The 15,149-nt window shown below is 66.4% G+C and carries 14 protein-coding genes; 7 read left to right on the forward strand and 7 right to left on the reverse strand.

The genetic code is table 11. The features are described 5' to 3' along the window. Positions 1 to 124: 124 nt before the first annotated feature. Positions 125 to 1,642 carry a fumarate hydratase gene (locus tag AC5P98_RS12965; RefSeq protein WP_049405885.1) on the reverse strand — a complete coding sequence of 506 codons (1,518 nt, stop codon included), beginning with the start codon at positions 1,640 to 1,642 and terminating at the stop codon, positions 125 to 127. A 147-nt stretch (positions 1,643 to 1,789) separates the two neighbouring features. On the opposite strand from AC5P98_RS12965, the gene AC5P98_RS12970 reads away from it, so the two are divergent. The 4 genes from AC5P98_RS12970 to AC5P98_RS12985 all read left to right on the forward strand — a co-directional run bounded on the left by AC5P98_RS12970 (position 1,790) and on the right by AC5P98_RS12985 (position 6,145). Continuing rightward, positions 1,790 to 2,686 (forward strand): RNA polymerase sigma-70 factor, encoded by an 897-nt coding sequence (locus AC5P98_RS12970; RefSeq protein ID WP_014647727.1) that lies wholly within the window; start codon positions 1,790 to 1,792, stop codon positions 2,684 to 2,686. Between the two features lie 36 nt (positions 2,687 to 2,722). Continuing rightward, positions 2,723 to 3,175, forward strand: coding sequence for a carboxymuconolactone decarboxylase family protein (locus AC5P98_RS12975; RefSeq protein ID WP_046431628.1), 453 nt, complete (start codon positions 2,723 to 2,725; stop codon positions 3,173 to 3,175). A gap of 239 nt (positions 3,176 to 3,414) precedes the next feature. After that, complete coding sequence (locus AC5P98_RS12980; RefSeq protein ID WP_049405887.1) at positions 3,415 to 5,286, forward strand: ABC transporter ATP-binding protein; 1,872 nt, start codon at positions 3,415 to 3,417, stop codon at positions 5,284 to 5,286. Positions 5,287 to 5,365: 79 nt separating this feature from the next. Further along, entirely contained in the window at positions 5,366 to 6,145 is a 780-nt protein-coding gene (locus AC5P98_RS12985) for a ferredoxin--NADP reductase (RefSeq protein ID WP_014647730.1), read from the forward strand. 75 nt (positions 6,146 to 6,220) lie between these two features. Here the strand turns inward: AC5P98_RS12985 and AC5P98_RS12990 are convergent, their stop codons facing one another. Next, positions 6,221 to 6,700, reverse strand: coding sequence for a glutathione peroxidase (locus AC5P98_RS12990; protein ID WP_049405888.1), 480 nt, complete (start codon positions 6,698 to 6,700; stop codon positions 6,221 to 6,223). Positions 6,701 to 6,830: 130 nt separating this feature from the next. Here AC5P98_RS12990 and AC5P98_RS12995 point away from each other — a divergent pair, with 130 nt between their 5' ends. After that, positions 6,831 to 8,999 carry a M3 family metallopeptidase gene (locus AC5P98_RS12995; protein ID WP_014647732.1) on the forward strand — a complete coding sequence of 723 codons (2,169 nt, stop codon included), beginning with the start codon at positions 6,831 to 6,833 and terminating at the stop codon, positions 8,997 to 8,999. Between the two features lie 151 nt (positions 9,000 to 9,150). Here AC5P98_RS12995 and cfa read toward each other — a convergent pair whose 3' ends face one another. From cfa to AC5P98_RS13010, 3 genes are read right to left on the reverse strand one after another with little or no spacing between them, the layout of a single operon-like run. Continuing rightward, complete coding sequence (cfa, locus tag AC5P98_RS13000) at positions 9,151 to 10,266, reverse strand: cyclopropane fatty acyl phospholipid synthase (RefSeq protein ID WP_049405890.1); 1,116 nt, start codon at positions 10,264 to 10,266, stop codon at positions 9,151 to 9,153. A 19-nt stretch (positions 10,267 to 10,285) separates the two neighbouring features. After that, entirely contained in the window at positions 10,286 to 11,167 is an 882-nt protein-coding gene (locus tag AC5P98_RS13005) for a DUF3298 and DUF4163 domain-containing protein (RefSeq protein ID WP_049405891.1), read from the reverse strand. A gap of 37 nt (positions 11,168 to 11,204) precedes the next feature. Then, positions 11,205 to 11,507 (reverse strand): GNAT family N-acetyltransferase, encoded by a 303-nt coding sequence (locus AC5P98_RS13010; RefSeq protein WP_006455911.1) that lies wholly within the window; start codon positions 11,505 to 11,507, stop codon positions 11,205 to 11,207. Between the two features lie 208 nt (positions 11,508 to 11,715). Between AC5P98_RS13010 and AC5P98_RS13015 the strand changes: the two genes are divergently transcribed. Then, positions 11,716 to 11,877: a hypothetical protein gene (locus tag AC5P98_RS13015; protein WP_014037806.1), complete on the forward strand. Its 162-nt coding sequence runs from the start codon at positions 11,716 to 11,718 to the stop codon at positions 11,875 to 11,877. 43 nt (positions 11,878 to 11,920) lie between these two features. On the opposite strand, the gene AC5P98_RS13020 is transcribed toward AC5P98_RS13015, so the two are convergent. Then, a complete protein-coding gene (locus tag AC5P98_RS13020) occupies positions 11,921 to 12,547 on the reverse strand; it encodes a rhomboid family intramembrane serine protease (protein ID WP_014647735.1) in 627 nt (208 codons plus the stop codon). A gap of 7 nt (positions 12,548 to 12,554) precedes the next feature. Next, positions 12,555 to 14,120: a POT-type proton-dependent oligopeptide transporter gene (locus AC5P98_RS13025; protein ID WP_049405896.1), complete on the reverse strand. Its 1,566-nt coding sequence runs from the start codon at positions 14,118 to 14,120 to the stop codon at positions 12,555 to 12,557. 162 nt (positions 14,121 to 14,282) lie between these two features. On the opposite strand from AC5P98_RS13025, the gene AC5P98_RS13030 reads away from it, so the two are divergent. Beyond that, positions 14,283 to 15,131: an endonuclease/exonuclease/phosphatase family protein gene (locus AC5P98_RS13030; RefSeq protein ID WP_049405898.1), complete on the forward strand. Its 849-nt coding sequence runs from the start codon at positions 14,283 to 14,285 to the stop codon at positions 15,129 to 15,131. Positions 15,132 to 15,149: the final 18 nt, after the last annotated feature.

Raw genomic sequence — 15,149 nt, forward strand, 5'->3', positions numbered from 1 at the left:
GACACGTCCTGTGCGAGGGTGTGCCAACCGTAGCAGAGCCAGGGCTACAGGCGCGTTAATCCTGCCTCCAGATACAGCAACGGCGCCACACGGGCGCCGTTGTCTGGACCGAAGCGTGCGGGAATTACTCCACCACCACCGGAATCTTGCCGATGCGGGCCTGCCACTCGCGCGGGCCGGTCTTGTGCACCGATTCGCCGGCGGAGTCGACGGCCACGGTCACTGGCATGTCCTGCACGGTGAACTCGTAGATCGCCTCCATGCCCAGGTCAGCGAAACCGACCACCTTGGCCGCCTTGATCGCCTTGGACACCAGGTAGGCCGAGCCACCGACGGCCATCAGGTAGGCCGACTTGTGCTTCTTGATCGCCTCGATCGCGGCCGGGCCGCGCTCGGCCTTGCCGACCATGCCCAGCAGGCCGGTCTGTGCCAGCACCTGCTCGGTGAACTTGTCCATGCGGGTCGCCGTGGTCGGGCCGGCCGGGCCCACCACTTCGTCACGCACCGGATCGACCGGGCCGACGTAGTAGATGAAGCGGCCCTTCAGATCGACCGGCAGCTGCTCGCCCTTGTTGAGCATGTCGACCATGCGCTTGTGCGCGGCGTCGCGGCCGGTGAGCAGCTTGCCGTTGAGCAGCAGGGTCTGGCCCGGCTTCCAGCTGGCCACGTCTTCCGGGGTAATCGTATCCAGGTCCACCCGGGTGCCCTTGGATGCGTCGTAGGTCAGCTTCGGCCAGTCTTCCAGCGACGGCGGGTCCAGCATCACCGGGCCGCTGCCATCCAGGGTGAAGTGCGCATGGCGGGTGGCCGCGCAGTTCGGGATCATCGCCACCGGCAGGTTGGCCGCGTGGGTCGGGTAGTCGTTGATCTTGATGTCGAGCACGGTGGTCAGGCCACCCAGGCCCTGCGCACCGATGCCCAGCGCGTTGACCTTCTCGTACAGCTCCAGGCGCAGCTCCTCGATGCGGTTGGACGCACCACGGGCCTGCAGCTCGGTGATGTCGATCGGCTCCATCAGCGCTTCCTTGGCCAGCAGCATCGCCTTCTCGGCGGTGCCACCGATGCCGATGCCCAGCATGCCCGGCGGGCACCAGCCGGCGCCCATGGTCGGCACGGTCTTCAGCACCCAGTCGACAATCGAGTCGGACGGATTGAGCATGGCGAACTTGGTCTTCGCTTCCGAACCACCGCCCTTGGCGGCGAGGATCACGTCGACTTTGTTGCCCGGCACCACCTTGACGTTGACCACGCCCGGGGTGTTGTCCCTGGTGTTGATGCGCTTGCCTGCCGGATCGGCCAGCACCGAGGCGCGCAGCTTGTTGTCCGGGTGCATGTAGGCGCGGCGCACGCCTTCATTGGCCATGTCTTCCACGCCCATGGTGGCGTCATCCCAACGCACGTCCATGCCGATTTCCAGGAACACGGTGACGATGCCGGTGTCCTGGCAGATCGGGCGGTGGCCCTCGGCGCACATGCGCGAATTGATCAGGATCTGCGCCATCGCTTCCTTCGCGGCCGGCGACTCCTCGCGCTCGTAGGCGGCGGCAAGGTTCTTGATGTAGTCGACCGGGTGGTAGTACGAGATGTACTGCAGCGCGTCGGCGATGGACTGGATGAGGTCTTCCTGCTTGATCGATGTCACGTCTTGCTCGCTTGCTCGAGGCTGGCGGGGGTAATCCACCCATTTTACCCCCTCCCCCCGGCCCCGGGGTGGTAGTGCCGGCCGCTGGCCGGCAAGATTCCCCCGACGCTCTGTCACGCCACGCGCCACTGCGGCGTCCTTGCCCACATGAACGCCGAAACCGCTTTCCAGACCCACCGCCCGCGCCTGATGGCGCTGGCCTACCGCCTGCTCGGCAGCCGCACCGACGCCGAAGACGTGGTCCAGGACGCCTGGCTGCGCTGGTCCGGCGCCGATCCTGCGGCCGTCCGCGATGCCGAGGCCTGGCTGGTCACCACCACCACCCGGCTCGGCCTGGACCGGCTGCGTGCGGCCAAGCGCGAGCGCGTCCACTACGTCGGCCCATGGCTGGCCGAACCGCTGGCGGTCACCCTGGAGCCGGACCCGGCGCCCGGTCCGGCCCAGCTGCATGCGCTGGCCGACGACGTCTCGGTCGCTTTCCTGACCCTGCTCGAACAGCTCGGCCCGGAGGAACGCGCCGCCTTCCTGCTGAAGGAGGCGTTCGACCACGACTACCGTGAGATCGCCGAGCTGATCGGCCACAGCGAGGCCAACTGCCGGCAGCTGGTGCACCGTGCCCGGCAACGCCTGCAGGCCGGACGACCGCGCTTCAATGCCGATGCCAGCCAGCACCGGCAGCTGCTGGCGCGCTTCATGGAGGCCTCGCAGCGCGGCGACAGCGACGCGATCCAGGCCCTGCTGCACGCCAACGCGGTGCTGGTTTCCGACGGCGGTGGCGTGGTCACTGCGGCGGTGCGGCCGCTGCTGGGCGCCGAACGCATCGGCCGCCTGTTCTGGGCCATCGCCCGCCGCGGCGCGGTGCATCCCGCCCAGCTGGGCTACGTCAACGGCGAGCCGGCGATCCTGCGCTTCCAGGGTGAGCGCCTGCATTCGGTCACCACCATCGAAGTGGTCGATGGCCGCATCGCCAACGTGTACAGCGTGTTGAATCCGGAAAAGCTGCCGGGTGTTGTCACGCGCGATGACGGTACGGCGTCCTGGTAGTGAAAGGCGGCCACCGTGGCCGCCGTGGAGCCGAAAATGTCCGACCACGCCTCTCCCCGCGTCCCCTACACCCGCCTGGCCGCCGAGGCCTTCAAGGGCCTGCTGGCCACCAGCCAGGCCGTGCATGACAGCTCGATCGATCCGACCCTGATGGAACTGGTGTTCCTGCGCGTGTCGCAGCTCAACGGCTGCGGCTACTGCATGGACATGCACGGCACCGCGCTGCGCAAGGGCGGCATCGAGCCGCGCAAGCTGGACACCCTGCCCGCCTGGCACGAAAGCCGCTTCTTCGATGCCCGCGAGCGCGCGGCACTGGGCTGGGCCGAGGCGCTGACCCGGCTGACCGACGGCGCGCCGTCGCAGGCCGCGTTCGATGCCCTGGCACCGCACTTCGATGAGAAGGGCATCAGTGACCTGAGCATGGGCATCGCGGTGATCAATGCCTGGAACCGCCTCGGTGCGGGGTTGCTGCCGCCGCTGCCGGCCTGACCCACCCCGCCTTTGACAGTTCACCGGTGATGCCGGTAGGTGTCGACCTTGGTCGACACGGTAGATCCACGCTACGCATGGATACGGGAGGGTCGGATCCCTTCGCTTCGCGAAGGGCTCTGACCCGCTGTGGGTCGCTGGGGTCAGAGCCCTTTGCCGCGCAAAGGGATCTGACCCCGGTGCCGGCAACACGGCTGCACTGACTCCCCCTGCACGTATCACGCGCGCACAATACGCGCATGCCTGCCATCCCCCCCGCTGGCGCTGCCGCCGCGAAGAAACCCAGCCTGCGCCAGCGCTTCAAGGCGATGCGCAACCTGCCGCCGTTCCTGCGCATGGTCTGGCAGACCAGCCCCGCGCTCACCCTGGCCAGCCTGGGGCTGCGCCTGATCCGTGCGCTGCTGCCGGTGGCGATGCTGTACGTCGGCAAGCTGATCATCGACAGCGCCCTGCACCTGAGCCAGCACGACGCCGGTTTCCCGCCGCTGGGCGAGGCGCTGTCCAGCGGCATGCTCAATCCGCTGCTGGGCCTGTTGGCGCTGGAATTCGGCCTGGCCATCGCCTCGGACCTGCTCGGCCGCCTGGTCAGCTACGCCGATGCCCTGCTCTCCGAGCTGTTCGCCAACGTCACCAGCATCCGGCTGATGGAACACGCGGCGACGCTGGATCTGGAGGACTTCGAGGACCCGGACCTGCAGGACAAGCTCGACCGTGCGCGGCGCCAGACCATGGGCCGGATGAACCTGATGAGCCAGCTGTTCGGCCAGGTGCAGGACGCGATCACCGTGGCCAGCCTCGCCGTCGGCCTGCTGGTCTACGCGCCGTGGCTGATCCTGCTGCTTGCGCTGGCACTGGTGCCGGCCTTCATCGGCGAATCGCACTTCAACGCGGCCGGTTACAGCCTCAACTTCCAATGGACGCCCGAGCGCCGCCAGCTCGACTACCTGCGCCAGCTCGGTGCCAGCGTGGAAACGGCCAAGGAAGTGAAGATCTACAACCTGCACCGCTTCCTGGTCGAGCGCTATCGGCGCCTGTCGGTGGCGCTGTTCCAGGCCAACCGTGCCCTGGCACGGCGCCGGGCGTTCTGGGGCACGCTGCTGGCTGCGCTGGGTACGCTGGGCTACTACACCGCCTACGCCTACATCGCCTGGCGCACGGTGCGCGGCGATTTCTCGATCGGCGACCTGACCTTCCTTGCCGGCAGCTTCCTGCGCCTGCGCCAGCTGCTGGAAGGCCTGCTGATCGGCTTCTCGCAGGTGGCCAGCCAGGCGCTGTACCTGGACGACCTGTTCTCGTTCTTCCAGATCGAGCCGGAAATCCACTCGCGCGAAGGCGCCATACGCGTGCCGCAGCCGATCCGCCAGGGCTTCGTGTTCGAGAACGTCGGCTTCCGCTATCCCGATGCCGAACAGTGGGCGGTGCGCCACCTCGATTTCCAGCTGCAGGCCGGCGAAGTGCTGGCCCTGGTCGGCGAGAACGGCGCCGGCAAGACCACCCTGGTGAAGCTGCTGGCACGCCTGTACGAACCGGACGAGGGTCGCATCCTGCTCGATGGCCGCGACCTGCGCGACTACGACCTGGACGACCTGCGCGCCAACCTCGGGGTGATCTTCCAGGACTTCGTGCGCTACAACCTCAGCGCCGGCGAGAACATCGGCGTCGGCCAGGTCGAGGCCATGGACGACCGGGCGCGCATCGCCGACGCCGCGCGCCGCGGCATGGCCGAGGAAGTGATCGAGGAGCTGCCCGGTGGCTACGACCAGCTGATCGGCCGCCGTTTCAAGCAGGGCGTGGACCTGTCCGGTGGCCAGTGGCAGAAGATCGCCATTGCCCGCGCGTGGATGCGCAATGCGCAGGTGATGATCCTGGATGAGCCAACGGCAGCACTGGATGCGCGCAGTGAATTCGAGGTGTTCCAGCGGTTCAGGGAACTGGCGGATAATCGCACCGCCGTATTGATTTCCCACCGTTTTTCCTCGGTCCGCATGGCCGATCGCATCCTGGTGCTGGCCGATGGCCGGATCGAGGCCAGTGGCACCCACGCCCAGCTGATGGCACAGGGCGGCCGCTATGCCGAGCTGTTCGAGCTGCAGGCGGCGGGTTACCGCTGAGAACGCCTCTCGTTCCGCCCAATGAGAACCCGTCTCATTTGAGATAGAATTCCCCCGACGACTTTTGACAGATACGCCCATGTCCTCCGCTTTTGGCGCCGAAACGGTGCTTGAGGTCCGTCACTGGACCGACGCCTACTTCAGTTTCACCACCACCCGCGACAGCGGCTTCCGCTTCGAGAACGGCCAGTTCGTGATGATCGGCCTGGAAACCGAGGCACGGCCGCTGCTGCGTGCGTACTCCATCGCCAGCGCCAACTGGGAAGAGCATCTGGAGTTCTTCAGCATCAAGGTGCAGGACGGCCCGCTGACCTCGCGCCTGCAGCACATCAAGCCGGGCGACAAGGTGCTGGTCGGCAAGAAGCCCACCGGCACCCTGCTGATCAGCGACCTGCACCCGGGCAAGAACCTGTACCTGCTGGGCACGGGTACCGGCATGGCTCCGTGGCTGTCGGTCATCAAGGACCCGGAGACCTACGAGCGCTTCGAGAAGGTGATCCTCTGCCACGGCGTGCGCTACGAAAAGGATCTGGCCTACCGCGATTACTTCGAGAGGGAGCTGCGTGAGCACGAGTTCCTGGGCGAGATGATCGGCGACAAGCTGCTGTACTACCCGGCCGTCACCCGCGAGCCGTTCGCCAACCAGGGCCGCCTGACCTCGCTGATGGAAAGCGGCCAGATGCAGCGCACCCTCGGCCTGCCGGAGCTGAGCCCGGAAAACGACCGCGCGATGATCTGCGGCAGCCCGCAGATGCTGGCCGACCTGCGTGCTGTGCTCGATGCCCGCGGTTTCCAGGTTTCGCCGCGCATCGGCCAGCCGGGCCACTACGTGTTCGAGCGCGCGTTCGTCGAGAAATGATGCTGCAACGGTAGTGCCGGCCGCTGGCCGGCTCTTCCTGGCCCGCCGGGTTGCCGGCCAGCGGCCGGCACGACCTCATAACAGCGCTTCAATCTCGCCGCTCAGCTGCTCCGGCCGGGTGGTGGGCGCATGCCGCGACACCACCCGCCCCTGGCGATCGACCAGGAACTTGCTGAAATTCCACTTGATGCGGGCACTGCCGAGCACGCCGCGCTTCTCGCGCGCGAGCCACCTCCAGAGCGGGTCGGCCCCCTCGCCGTTGACCTCGATCTTTTCCGACAGCGGGAAGCTGACCGGATAGTCCAGCGAACAGAACTGGCGGATCTGTGCGGCATCACCGGGCTCCTGCGCGCCAAACTGGTTGCACGGGAAGCCGATCACCACCAGGCCGCGTTCGCGGTACGCCTGCCACAGCTGCTCCAGCCCGGTGTACTGAGGCGTGAAGCCACAACGGCTGGCGACGTTCACCAGCAGCAACGGATGGCCCTGGTACCGGGCCAGCGCCTGCAGCTGGCCATCGAGGTCGCGGAAGCTGAAATCGTAGGCGGTCGTCATGGCAGCGGGCCGTGGGCGGTGAATGCATGGTACCCGCGCCCGGCCCCGGCAACATGCCTTTTGACACAAGTGCAGTCGCCGCCGGCCGGGTTACCCTCGGGCCCTTGTTTGCCTTACCGGAGCTTCTACCTTGACCACTCGACTTGCCCTTGCCGTGGCCATGTCCCTCGGCCTTGCCCTGCCCGCCTTCTCGGCCGGCGCCGCCACCCCGGCTGCCAGCACCAATGCCCAGCAGGCCAACCCGTTCTTCGCCGAAAGCCCGCTGCCGCTGCACTTCCCGCAGTTCGACAAGATCAAGGACAGCGACTTCGCCCCGGCCTTCGACGCCGGCATGGCGCAGCAGCTGAAGGAAGTGGAGGCGATCGCCAACAACAAGGCCAAGCCGACCTTCGACAACACCATCATCGCCCTGGAAAAGAGCGGTGACATCCTCGACCGTGCGACCACCGTGTTCTTCAGCCTGGTCGGCGCCGATACCAACGACACCCGCAAGAAGCTGCAGGCCGACTACTCGGCGAAGTTCGCCGCGCACAGCGATGCGATCGCGCTGAACGGCAAGCTGTTCGCCCGCATCCAGGCGCTGTACGACACCCGCAGCCAGCTGGGCCTGGACGCCGAAGGCGTGCGCCTGGTCGAGAAGTACTACGACAACTACGTGCGCGCCGGCGCCAAGCTGTCCGAGGCCGACAAGGCCACGCTGAAGGACATGAATGCCGAACTGGCCAATCTGGGCACCAAGTTCAGCCAGAACGTGCAGTCGGAAGTGAACGCTTCGGCAATCACTGTCGACGACGTCAAGGAGCTGGCCGGCCTGTCCAAGGAGCAGATCGCCGCCGCCGCCGAAGCCGCCAAGGCCCGTGGCCTGGAAGGCAAGTACGTGATCACCCTGCTCAACACCACCGGCCAGCCGCCGCTGACCAACCTGGCCAACCGCGCCCTGCGCCAGAAGATCTACGAAGCCTCGACCACCCGCGGCAGCCGCGGCGGTGAATTCGACAACACCGCGCTGGTCTCGCGCATCATGCAGCTGCGTGCCGACAAGGCCAAGCTGATGGGCTTCCCGAACTTCGCCGCCTACAACCTGACCAACCAGACCGCCAAGACCCCCGAAGCGGTCAACGCGATGCTGGGCAAGCTGGCTCCGGCCGCGGTGGCCAATGCCAAGCGCGAAGCCGCCGACCTGCAGGCGATGATCGACAAGGAGCAGAAGGCCGCGCGCAAGCCGACCTTCCAGCTGGAACCGTGGGACTGGGCCTTCTACAGCGAGAAGGTGCGCCAGGCCAAGTACAACTTCGACGAGTCGCAGCTGAAGCCATACTTCGAACTGAAGAACGTGCTGGAGAACGGCGTCTTCTACGCCGCCGGCCAGGAATTCGGCCTGACCTTCAAGCAGCGCACCGACCTGCCGGTCTACCACGATGACGTCACCGTCTACGACGTGTTCGACGCCGATGGCAGCCAGCTGGCGATCTTCATCTTCGATCCGTATGCACGCGCCTCCAAGCGTGGCGGTGCGTGGATGAACTCCTACGTCTCGCAGTCCAAGCTGACCGGCTTCAAGCCGGTGGTTGCCAACCACCTGAACATCCCGAAGCCGCCGGCCGGCCAGCCGACCCTGCTGACCTGGGATGAGGTGAACACCACCTTCCACGAGTTCGGCCACGCCCTGCACGGCATGTTCTCCAACGTGAAGTACCCCTACTTCTCGGGCACCTCGGTGCCGCGCGACTTCGTCGAGTTCCCCTCGCAGGTCAACGAGATGTGGGCCGACAACCCGGTCATCCTGAAGAACTACGCCAAGCACTACCAGAATGGTTCGGCGATGCCGCAGGCCCTGCTGGACAAGGTGATTGCCGCATCGAAGTTCAACCAGGGCTTTGCCACCACCGAATACCTGGGGGCGGCGATGCTGGACCAGAACTGGCACCAGATCGGCCCGGACCAGGTGCCGGCGGCCAAGGACGTGATGGCCTTCGAGCGCGCCGCGCTGGAGAAGGACGGCATCTACTACGCGCCGGTTCCGCCGCGCTACAAGACCCCGTACTTCAGCCACATCATGGGCGGCTACTCGGCCGGCTACTACGCCTACATCTGGTCGGAAGTGCTCGACGCCAACACCCAGAAGTGGTTCAAGGACAACGGCGGCCTGAGCCGCAAGAACGGCGACCACTTCCGCGCCACCCTGCTGTCCAAGGGCGGCAGCGTCGACGCGATGCAGCTGTTCCGCGATTTCGCCGGCCACGAGCCGCAGATCGAACCGCTGCTGGAAAAGCGTGGCCTGACCGGCGCCGGCAACTGATCGCCAGCGCAGTCGCCTGAAACGAAAACCGCCCGGGAGACCGGGCGGTTTTTTGTTGTGGTCGGGGTCAGAGCCCTCTTCTGCGAAAAGGGATCTGACCCCGGGGTCGGATCCCTTTCCGACGGAAAGGGCTCCGACCCCAGCCACGCCATCATCGCGGCGCCACGTACCCACCCGGCACGCCTTCCGGCGACAGCACCAGCTGCCACAGCTGCGCGTGCCGGCAGCGGAAGGTGGCCATCGACCCGGCCAGGTAGAAGCGCCACATGCGCCGGAAGTGCTCGTCGTAGTGCGCATCCAGCCGCGGCCACGCTGCTTCCACGTTGCGCCGCCATGCCTGCAGGGTCAGGTCGTAGTCGGTGCCGAAGTTGTGCCAGTCCTCCAGCACGAAACGACCTTCGAACGCCTTGGTGATCTGCACCGCCGACGGCAGCATCGAGTTGGGGAAGATGTAGCGTGCAATCCATGGATCGGTGCGATGCCGTGAGACGTTGGTGCCGATGGTATGCAACAGCAGCAGGCCACGTGGCGACAGGCAGCGCTTGGCCACTTCGAAGAAACTGGCGTAGTTCTTGTCACCGACGTGCTCGAACATGCCGATCGAGAAGATCGCATCGAACGGTTCGTCCAGTTCACGGTAATCCTGCAGGCGGATCTCGATCGGCAGGCCAGCGCACAACTGCCGCGCGAACTCGGCCTGCTCCTGCGATATAGTCACGCCGACGCCGCTGACACCGTAGCGCTCGGCGGCGAACTTCAGGGCTTCGCCCCATCCGCAGCCAATGTCCAGCACGCGCTGGCCCGGGCGCAGGCCCAGCTTGCGGCAGACCAGGTCGAGCTTGGCCTCCTGTGCGGCGTCGAGGTCGTCGGCGTTGCGCCAATAGCCACAGCTGTAGACCAGGCGCTGGCCGAGCATGGCCTGGTAGAGATCATTGCCGAGGTCGTAATGGCGGCGACCGACTTCGTAACTGCCCTGCCCCGCCTGCAGGTTGAACAGGCGCGCCTTCAGCGCGTCTGCCACTTCGCGCCAGCCGTGCACCCGTTCATCCAGGTGCGCCTGCATCAGGTGGACGAGGAATTCATCCAGGACATTGGCATCCCACCACCCCTCCATGTAGCTCTCGCCCAGGCCGAGCGAGCCGTGGCCCATGACCCGCGCGAAAAAACGCGGGTCATGCACCTGGATGTCCTGTGGCTGGGTGCCGCCGATGCGGACCCCGGCTTCGTGGAGCAGGCCGGCGACCCGCTCCTGCAACCCTGTATCCACGCCACCTCCTCGACTGCGGTCAACCGCGTGCGAACAGCTCCACGTAGTCCTTGGCCACGTGAGGCAACAGCACCGCCGCCGGTACATCGGCGGTCTGGGTGCCGTCCGAGTATGGACCCACCTGGTACGGCGGGAAAACAAAGCGCAGCGCGGTGATCTGCCCCTTGTCGTCGGTCAGTGGCTGGAACTGGCTGAAATTGTCGGCCTGCGGGCCGGTTCCGTCGGCGATCATGCGCGATGCGTTGCGCAGCGATTCCTGCAGCTGGGCCGGGTCCATGTCCTCGCCACTGAGGCGGGTGGCCACGCGTTCGCGCAGCTGGTCGGCGACGAAATCACTGATCGCCTTCCAGCCCTTGGCATCGGCCACCAGCTTGTCGGCACTGAGCATCTGCTGCTGCTGCGGCAGCCACACGAAGCGCGCCACCAGCGGCTCGCCGTGGGCGCCACCCGTGTAGCGGCTGCCGTCGGCACTGACCACCACCAGCTGCGGGGTTTCAAGCAGCTTCTCGAAGCTCAGCGACAGCTCGTAGGGCATGGTCGGCTTGTCGTTGCCCAGCCCGTCCAGCGCCTGCTGCAGGTCGCTGCGCGCACTCGTCGCATAGCTCTGCAGCGCGCGGGCCAGGCCCGGATAACGGTCGATACCGGCCGGGTAGCTGATGCCTACCACTTCGCGCTCGTTGTTCTCGATCACGTCGCGCAGGTCCAGCGGCGCTTCCGTGGCCGGCGTTTCGCCTGCGGCGGTGGCTTCGGCGGCGGGCGCCGCGTCGGTCGCCGGTGCCGGCTCGCTTTCACGCTGGCAACCGGCCAGCAACAGCACGCCCACCACGCCGGCCAACACGCTGCCGTGCAATGGCCGGTTGTTTCCAATCTTCATCGGGATCCCCTGTTCATGTTTGTACATCATCGCCTGCCATGGCTGAAGCGTGACCCGCTGGCGTTCAGCCAACGAGCAGGTCGTGGTACTCCTCGTGGCGCTGCAGGAAGGCTTCGGCGTAGGAACATGCCGGCACCACCTTGTATTTCTGCTCGCGCGCGAAACGCAGTGCCACGCGGGTCAGCTCACCGGCGATGCCACGGCCGGCGATCGGCTCGGGCACCTCGGTATGGGTGATGACCATGCGCCTGCGCTTGATCTGGTAATCGAGCACCGCCAGCTGTCCGCGCACACGTGCGGTGAAGCGGTGGTTGGCCAGGTCGTGCTCGACCTCATAGGCCAGACCGGGGGGCGTGACCGAAGCCATGGAACTGTCTCCTGCGGCGACTGCGTGGATGGTGCGCAGCCGGGCGCCATGATCGCGTGAAGCCTGAACAGGGGCAAGTCCAGTCCATTCACGTCAGTTTTCGCCCTCAAGCTGGAGGCGGGCCGGCCGCTATCGCCTATGGATGGGTACGGCCAGGCTGGCACGACCCTTGCGACCGTTGACCATGCGCACCACCGTGGAGGCTCCCATGCACGCCAGCAATTCCCATTCCGATACCGACCGCGCCCTGCTGGAGGGCCTGCTGCAACTGGCGGTGGAAGGGCAGACCGAGGATCAGGATTTCCAGCGCATCGGCGAGGAAGTGTTCGCCCGCCTGCTGGATACCTACGGTCAGCAGACCGCAGCCTGACCCGGCCGGGGCGGATCGGACCCGATCCGCCCCGCTACCCGCATCAACCGCCGCCGAGGCGGAAGGTCGGGTTGGAGAGTTCGCGCAGGAAGTGGGTGAAGATGCTCGGCTGCATGGCCAGCATGAAGATCACGCCAAACGCCGCACCTGCCAGGTGCGCGCTGTGGTTGATGCGGTCGCCACCGCGCCTGTCCATCCAGATGCTGTAGCCGACGTAGAACGCGGCATAGATGATCGCCGGTGCCGGGATGAAGAACACCAGGATGATCGACCACGGCTTGATCAGGATGAAGGCGAACAGCACCGCCGATACCGCCCCGGACGCCCCGAGGCTGAGGTAGTTCGGGTTCTTCTGGTTCTTCAGGTAGCTGGGCAGGATCGAGACCAGCAGCGCGCCGATGTAGAACGCCGGGTAGGTCAGGTAGCTGCCGGTCAACTGCACCATCACGCTCTCGATGAATCCCCCGAAGAAGAACAGGGTGATCATGTTGAAGATCAGGTGCGACCAGTCGGCGTGGATGAAGCCATAGGTCACCAGCCGGTCGTACTGGCGGTGACGGTCGATGGCCGGCGGCCACAGGATCAGGCGGTCGGCCAGCTTGCGGTTGTTGAACGCCATCCACGACAGGATGGCGGTGATGGCGATCAACAGCAGATTGACGGGGGTCATGTCAGGCTCAGGCGCTACGGTAGTTGTCAACCATACGATAGCGTTTCGCGTACCAACCGAAGGCCAACGCCGCGACGAAGGCGAAGCCGGCGAAGAAGAACATCAGGAACGCCGCCTCGCTCAGGCCCGTGCCCGCGATCTGGTGGGTGACCGTGTCGTTGCGCACCGCCGCGTTGGACAGCAGCACCCACAGGTTGCCGATGGTGGTGGTCAGGTTCCAGAAGCTCATCACCACGCCCTTCATCGCCTGCGGTGCCTGGCTGTAGGCGAACTCCAGGCCGGTGGCCGAGACCAGCACCTCACCGAAGGTCAGCAGCGCGTACGGCAGCATCTGCCAGAAGATCGACATGGCGTTGCCGCCGTCCATCACCACCTGGATGCCACCCACCACGATCCAGGCCAGGCCACTGAAGGCGATGCCGGCGGTCATGCGGCGCAGCGCGGTCGGTTCGAAGCCGAAGCGGCGCAGGGCCGGGTACAGCACCAGGTTGTTGAACGGAATCAGGATCATCACCAGCAGCGGGTTCAGCGCCTGCATCTGCGAGGCGGTGAACCAGCTTGGCATCTGCATCTGCTGGCCCTGCAGGACCCAGGTCGAGGCCTTCTGGTCGAACAGCGAGAAGAACGGCGTGGTCAGCGCGAAGATCACCAGCACGCGCAGTACCGAGCGCACGCCTTCCACGGCTTCGGCCGGATGCTGGCCACGGGCGCGGTCCAGCTGCAGCCAGGTGCCGCCACCGATGCCGGCAAGGATGGCCACCAGCGCCAGGCACAGGCAGATCACGATACCCAGCGAACCGACCAGGCCGAACGCGGCCACCGCCAGCGCCAGGCCAAGCACGGCGATCACCAGGCCCGGACGGCCCTGGCCAGCCACGCGCGTGGTCAGCGCGGTACGCACCACGTTGGCGAACGAATGCGGGTCCTTCGGCGGCAGCGGCACCAGCACGTAGCGCCTGCGGCCCAGCCAGAACACGAAGGTAGCGATGAACATCAGGATGCCCGGGATGCCGAACGCCCACTGCGGGCCCCAGTTCTTCAGCACCAGCGGGATCAGCAGCGAGGCGAACAGCGAGCCGAAGTTGATGATCCAGTAGAAGGCGTCGAAGACGATCTTGGCCAGGTGCTTGTTGCTCTGGTCGAACTGGTCGCCCATGAACGAGGCCACCAGCGGCTTGATGCCGCCGGCACCGAGCGCGATCAGGCCCAGGCCGAGGAAGAAGCCCTCGCGGCTGTTCTCGAACAGCGCCAGGCACAGGTGGCCGGCGCAGTAGACCAGGCTGAACCAGAGGATGGTGTGGTACTTGCCGAAGAACCTGTCGGCCAGCCAGCCACCGAGCAGCGGGAAGAAATACACGCCGATCATGAAGCTGTGCATGATGTCCTTGGCTTCACCGGCACGGCCTTCGGCAGTGATTTCCTGCAGCAGCAGCGAGGTGATCAGGAACTGCACCAGGATGTTGCGCATCCCGTAGAAACTGAACCGCTCGCAGGCCTCATTGCCGATGATGTACGGAATCTGGCGCGGCATCTTTCCCTGGCCGGCGATGGGGGCGACTGCGTCGTGGCTCATCCTGTAAGGCATTCCTGCAAAGCGAAAGGCGCAAGGTTACCGGAACCGGGGCTTGCGAAGCACGCTGCAGGGCTGCATGACAACGGTGCCAATCCATGGCAGGCAGTGCAGGCCCTGCCGGAAGTCACGGCACCTGCACGACAAAAGCGTAAACTTATCGTTATGCGCCCTCTCGCCCACGCCCGCCTCCTGCTCAGCTGCCTTGCGCTGTTGCTGGCGTTGCAGGCGCAGGCACGACCACAGGCGCCGGCCGCCGTTGCCAGCGAGAGCGACCCCAGGCAGCTGACGGTCGCCGCGCTGGAGCTGCCCAGCCGCGATGACGCGCAATGGAAGCAGCGCCGCGAGCAGGTCGCACAGCTGCTGACCGAGCTGCAGCCGGACGTGATCTCGGTGCAGCAGGTGCTGCAGCAGCAGGGCCGCAACCCGGCCTGCTGGCTGGCCAGCCGGCTGCGCTACAGCTGCGACTTCGTTACCGCCGATCCGCCCAGCCAGCCGCTGCGGCATGGCAACGCCATGCTGACCCGGCTGCCGGTCAGCGAGGACGGCGTGACCCTGCTGCATCCTCCCGGCACCTTCAGCGCGGCCGGCATGATGCGGCTGAGGCTGGGCGAGGCGCTGGTCAACATCTATGTGGCGCGGCTGCGCCCGGACCCGGACGAGGCCAGCGCCCGCCAGCACCAGACCAGCGACCTGATGACCTGGATCGGCGCCACCGCCGAAGGCATGCCGAGCCTGATTGCCGGCGATTTCTCGGCCAGCACGGTGGAACTGGTGCGCAGCACGCCGGGGTTCCAGCCGGCCCGGCGCAATCCCGGCGGCCGTGCCGAGGCGCCGGCGGCCAGTGGGGGCGGCAGCAGCGGCCACGGCCTGGATGTGCTGTTCCAGGTCAAGCACTTTGGCGGCATCCGCCAGCAGCCGATCCTGCTGCCGGCCGACGGCGACCTGCCCGGCCTGCGTCTGGGTGTGATGGCGACCCTGCGCCTGCAGGGCGATACGGCCACCGCGGAATAAGTAGTGCGGGCCGCTGGC

The sequence above is a fragment of the Stenotrophomonas sp. YJH_SMC_135 genome, from assembly GCF_059372355.1.

Bases quoted from the DNA above. Each gene is read 5' to 3' on its own strand.
- AC5P98_RS13010 (WP_006455911.1), bottom strand. From the start codon at position 11,507: ATGGCTTCGGTCACGCCCCCCGGTCTGGCCTATGAGGTCGAGCACGAC.
- AC5P98_RS12975 (WP_046431628.1), top strand. From the start codon at position 2,723: ATGTCCGACCACGCCTCTCCCCGCGTCCCCTACACCCGCCTGGCCGCC.
- AC5P98_RS13020 (WP_014647735.1), bottom strand. From the start codon at position 12,547: ATGACCCCCGTCAATCTGCTGTTGATCGCCATCACCGCCATCCTGTCG.
- AC5P98_RS12970 (WP_014647727.1), top strand. From the start codon at position 1,790: ATGAACGCCGAAACCGCTTTCCAGACCCACCGCCCGCGCCTGATGGCG.
- AC5P98_RS12980 (WP_049405887.1), top strand. From the start codon at position 3,415: ATGCCTGCCATCCCCCCCGCTGGCGCTGCCGCCGCGAAGAAACCCAGC.
- AC5P98_RS12985 (WP_014647730.1), top strand. From the start codon at position 5,366: ATGTCCTCCGCTTTTGGCGCCGAAACGGTGCTTGAGGTCCGTCACTGG.
- AC5P98_RS13030 (WP_049405898.1), top strand. From the start codon at position 14,283: ATGCGCCCTCTCGCCCACGCCCGCCTCCTGCTCAGCTGCCTTGCGCTG.
- AC5P98_RS13005 (WP_049405891.1), bottom strand. From the start codon at position 11,167: ATGTACAAACATGAACAGGGGATCCCGATGAAGATTGGAAACAACCGG.
- AC5P98_RS13015 (WP_014037806.1), top strand. From the start codon at position 11,716: ATGCACGCCAGCAATTCCCATTCCGATACCGACCGCGCCCTGCTGGAG.
- AC5P98_RS13025 (WP_049405896.1), bottom strand. From the start codon at position 14,120: ATGAGCCACGACGCAGTCGCCCCCATCGCCGGCCAGGGAAAGATGCCG.
- AC5P98_RS12990 (WP_049405888.1), bottom strand. From the start codon at position 6,700: ATGACGACCGCCTACGATTTCAGCTTCCGCGACCTCGATGGCCAGCTG.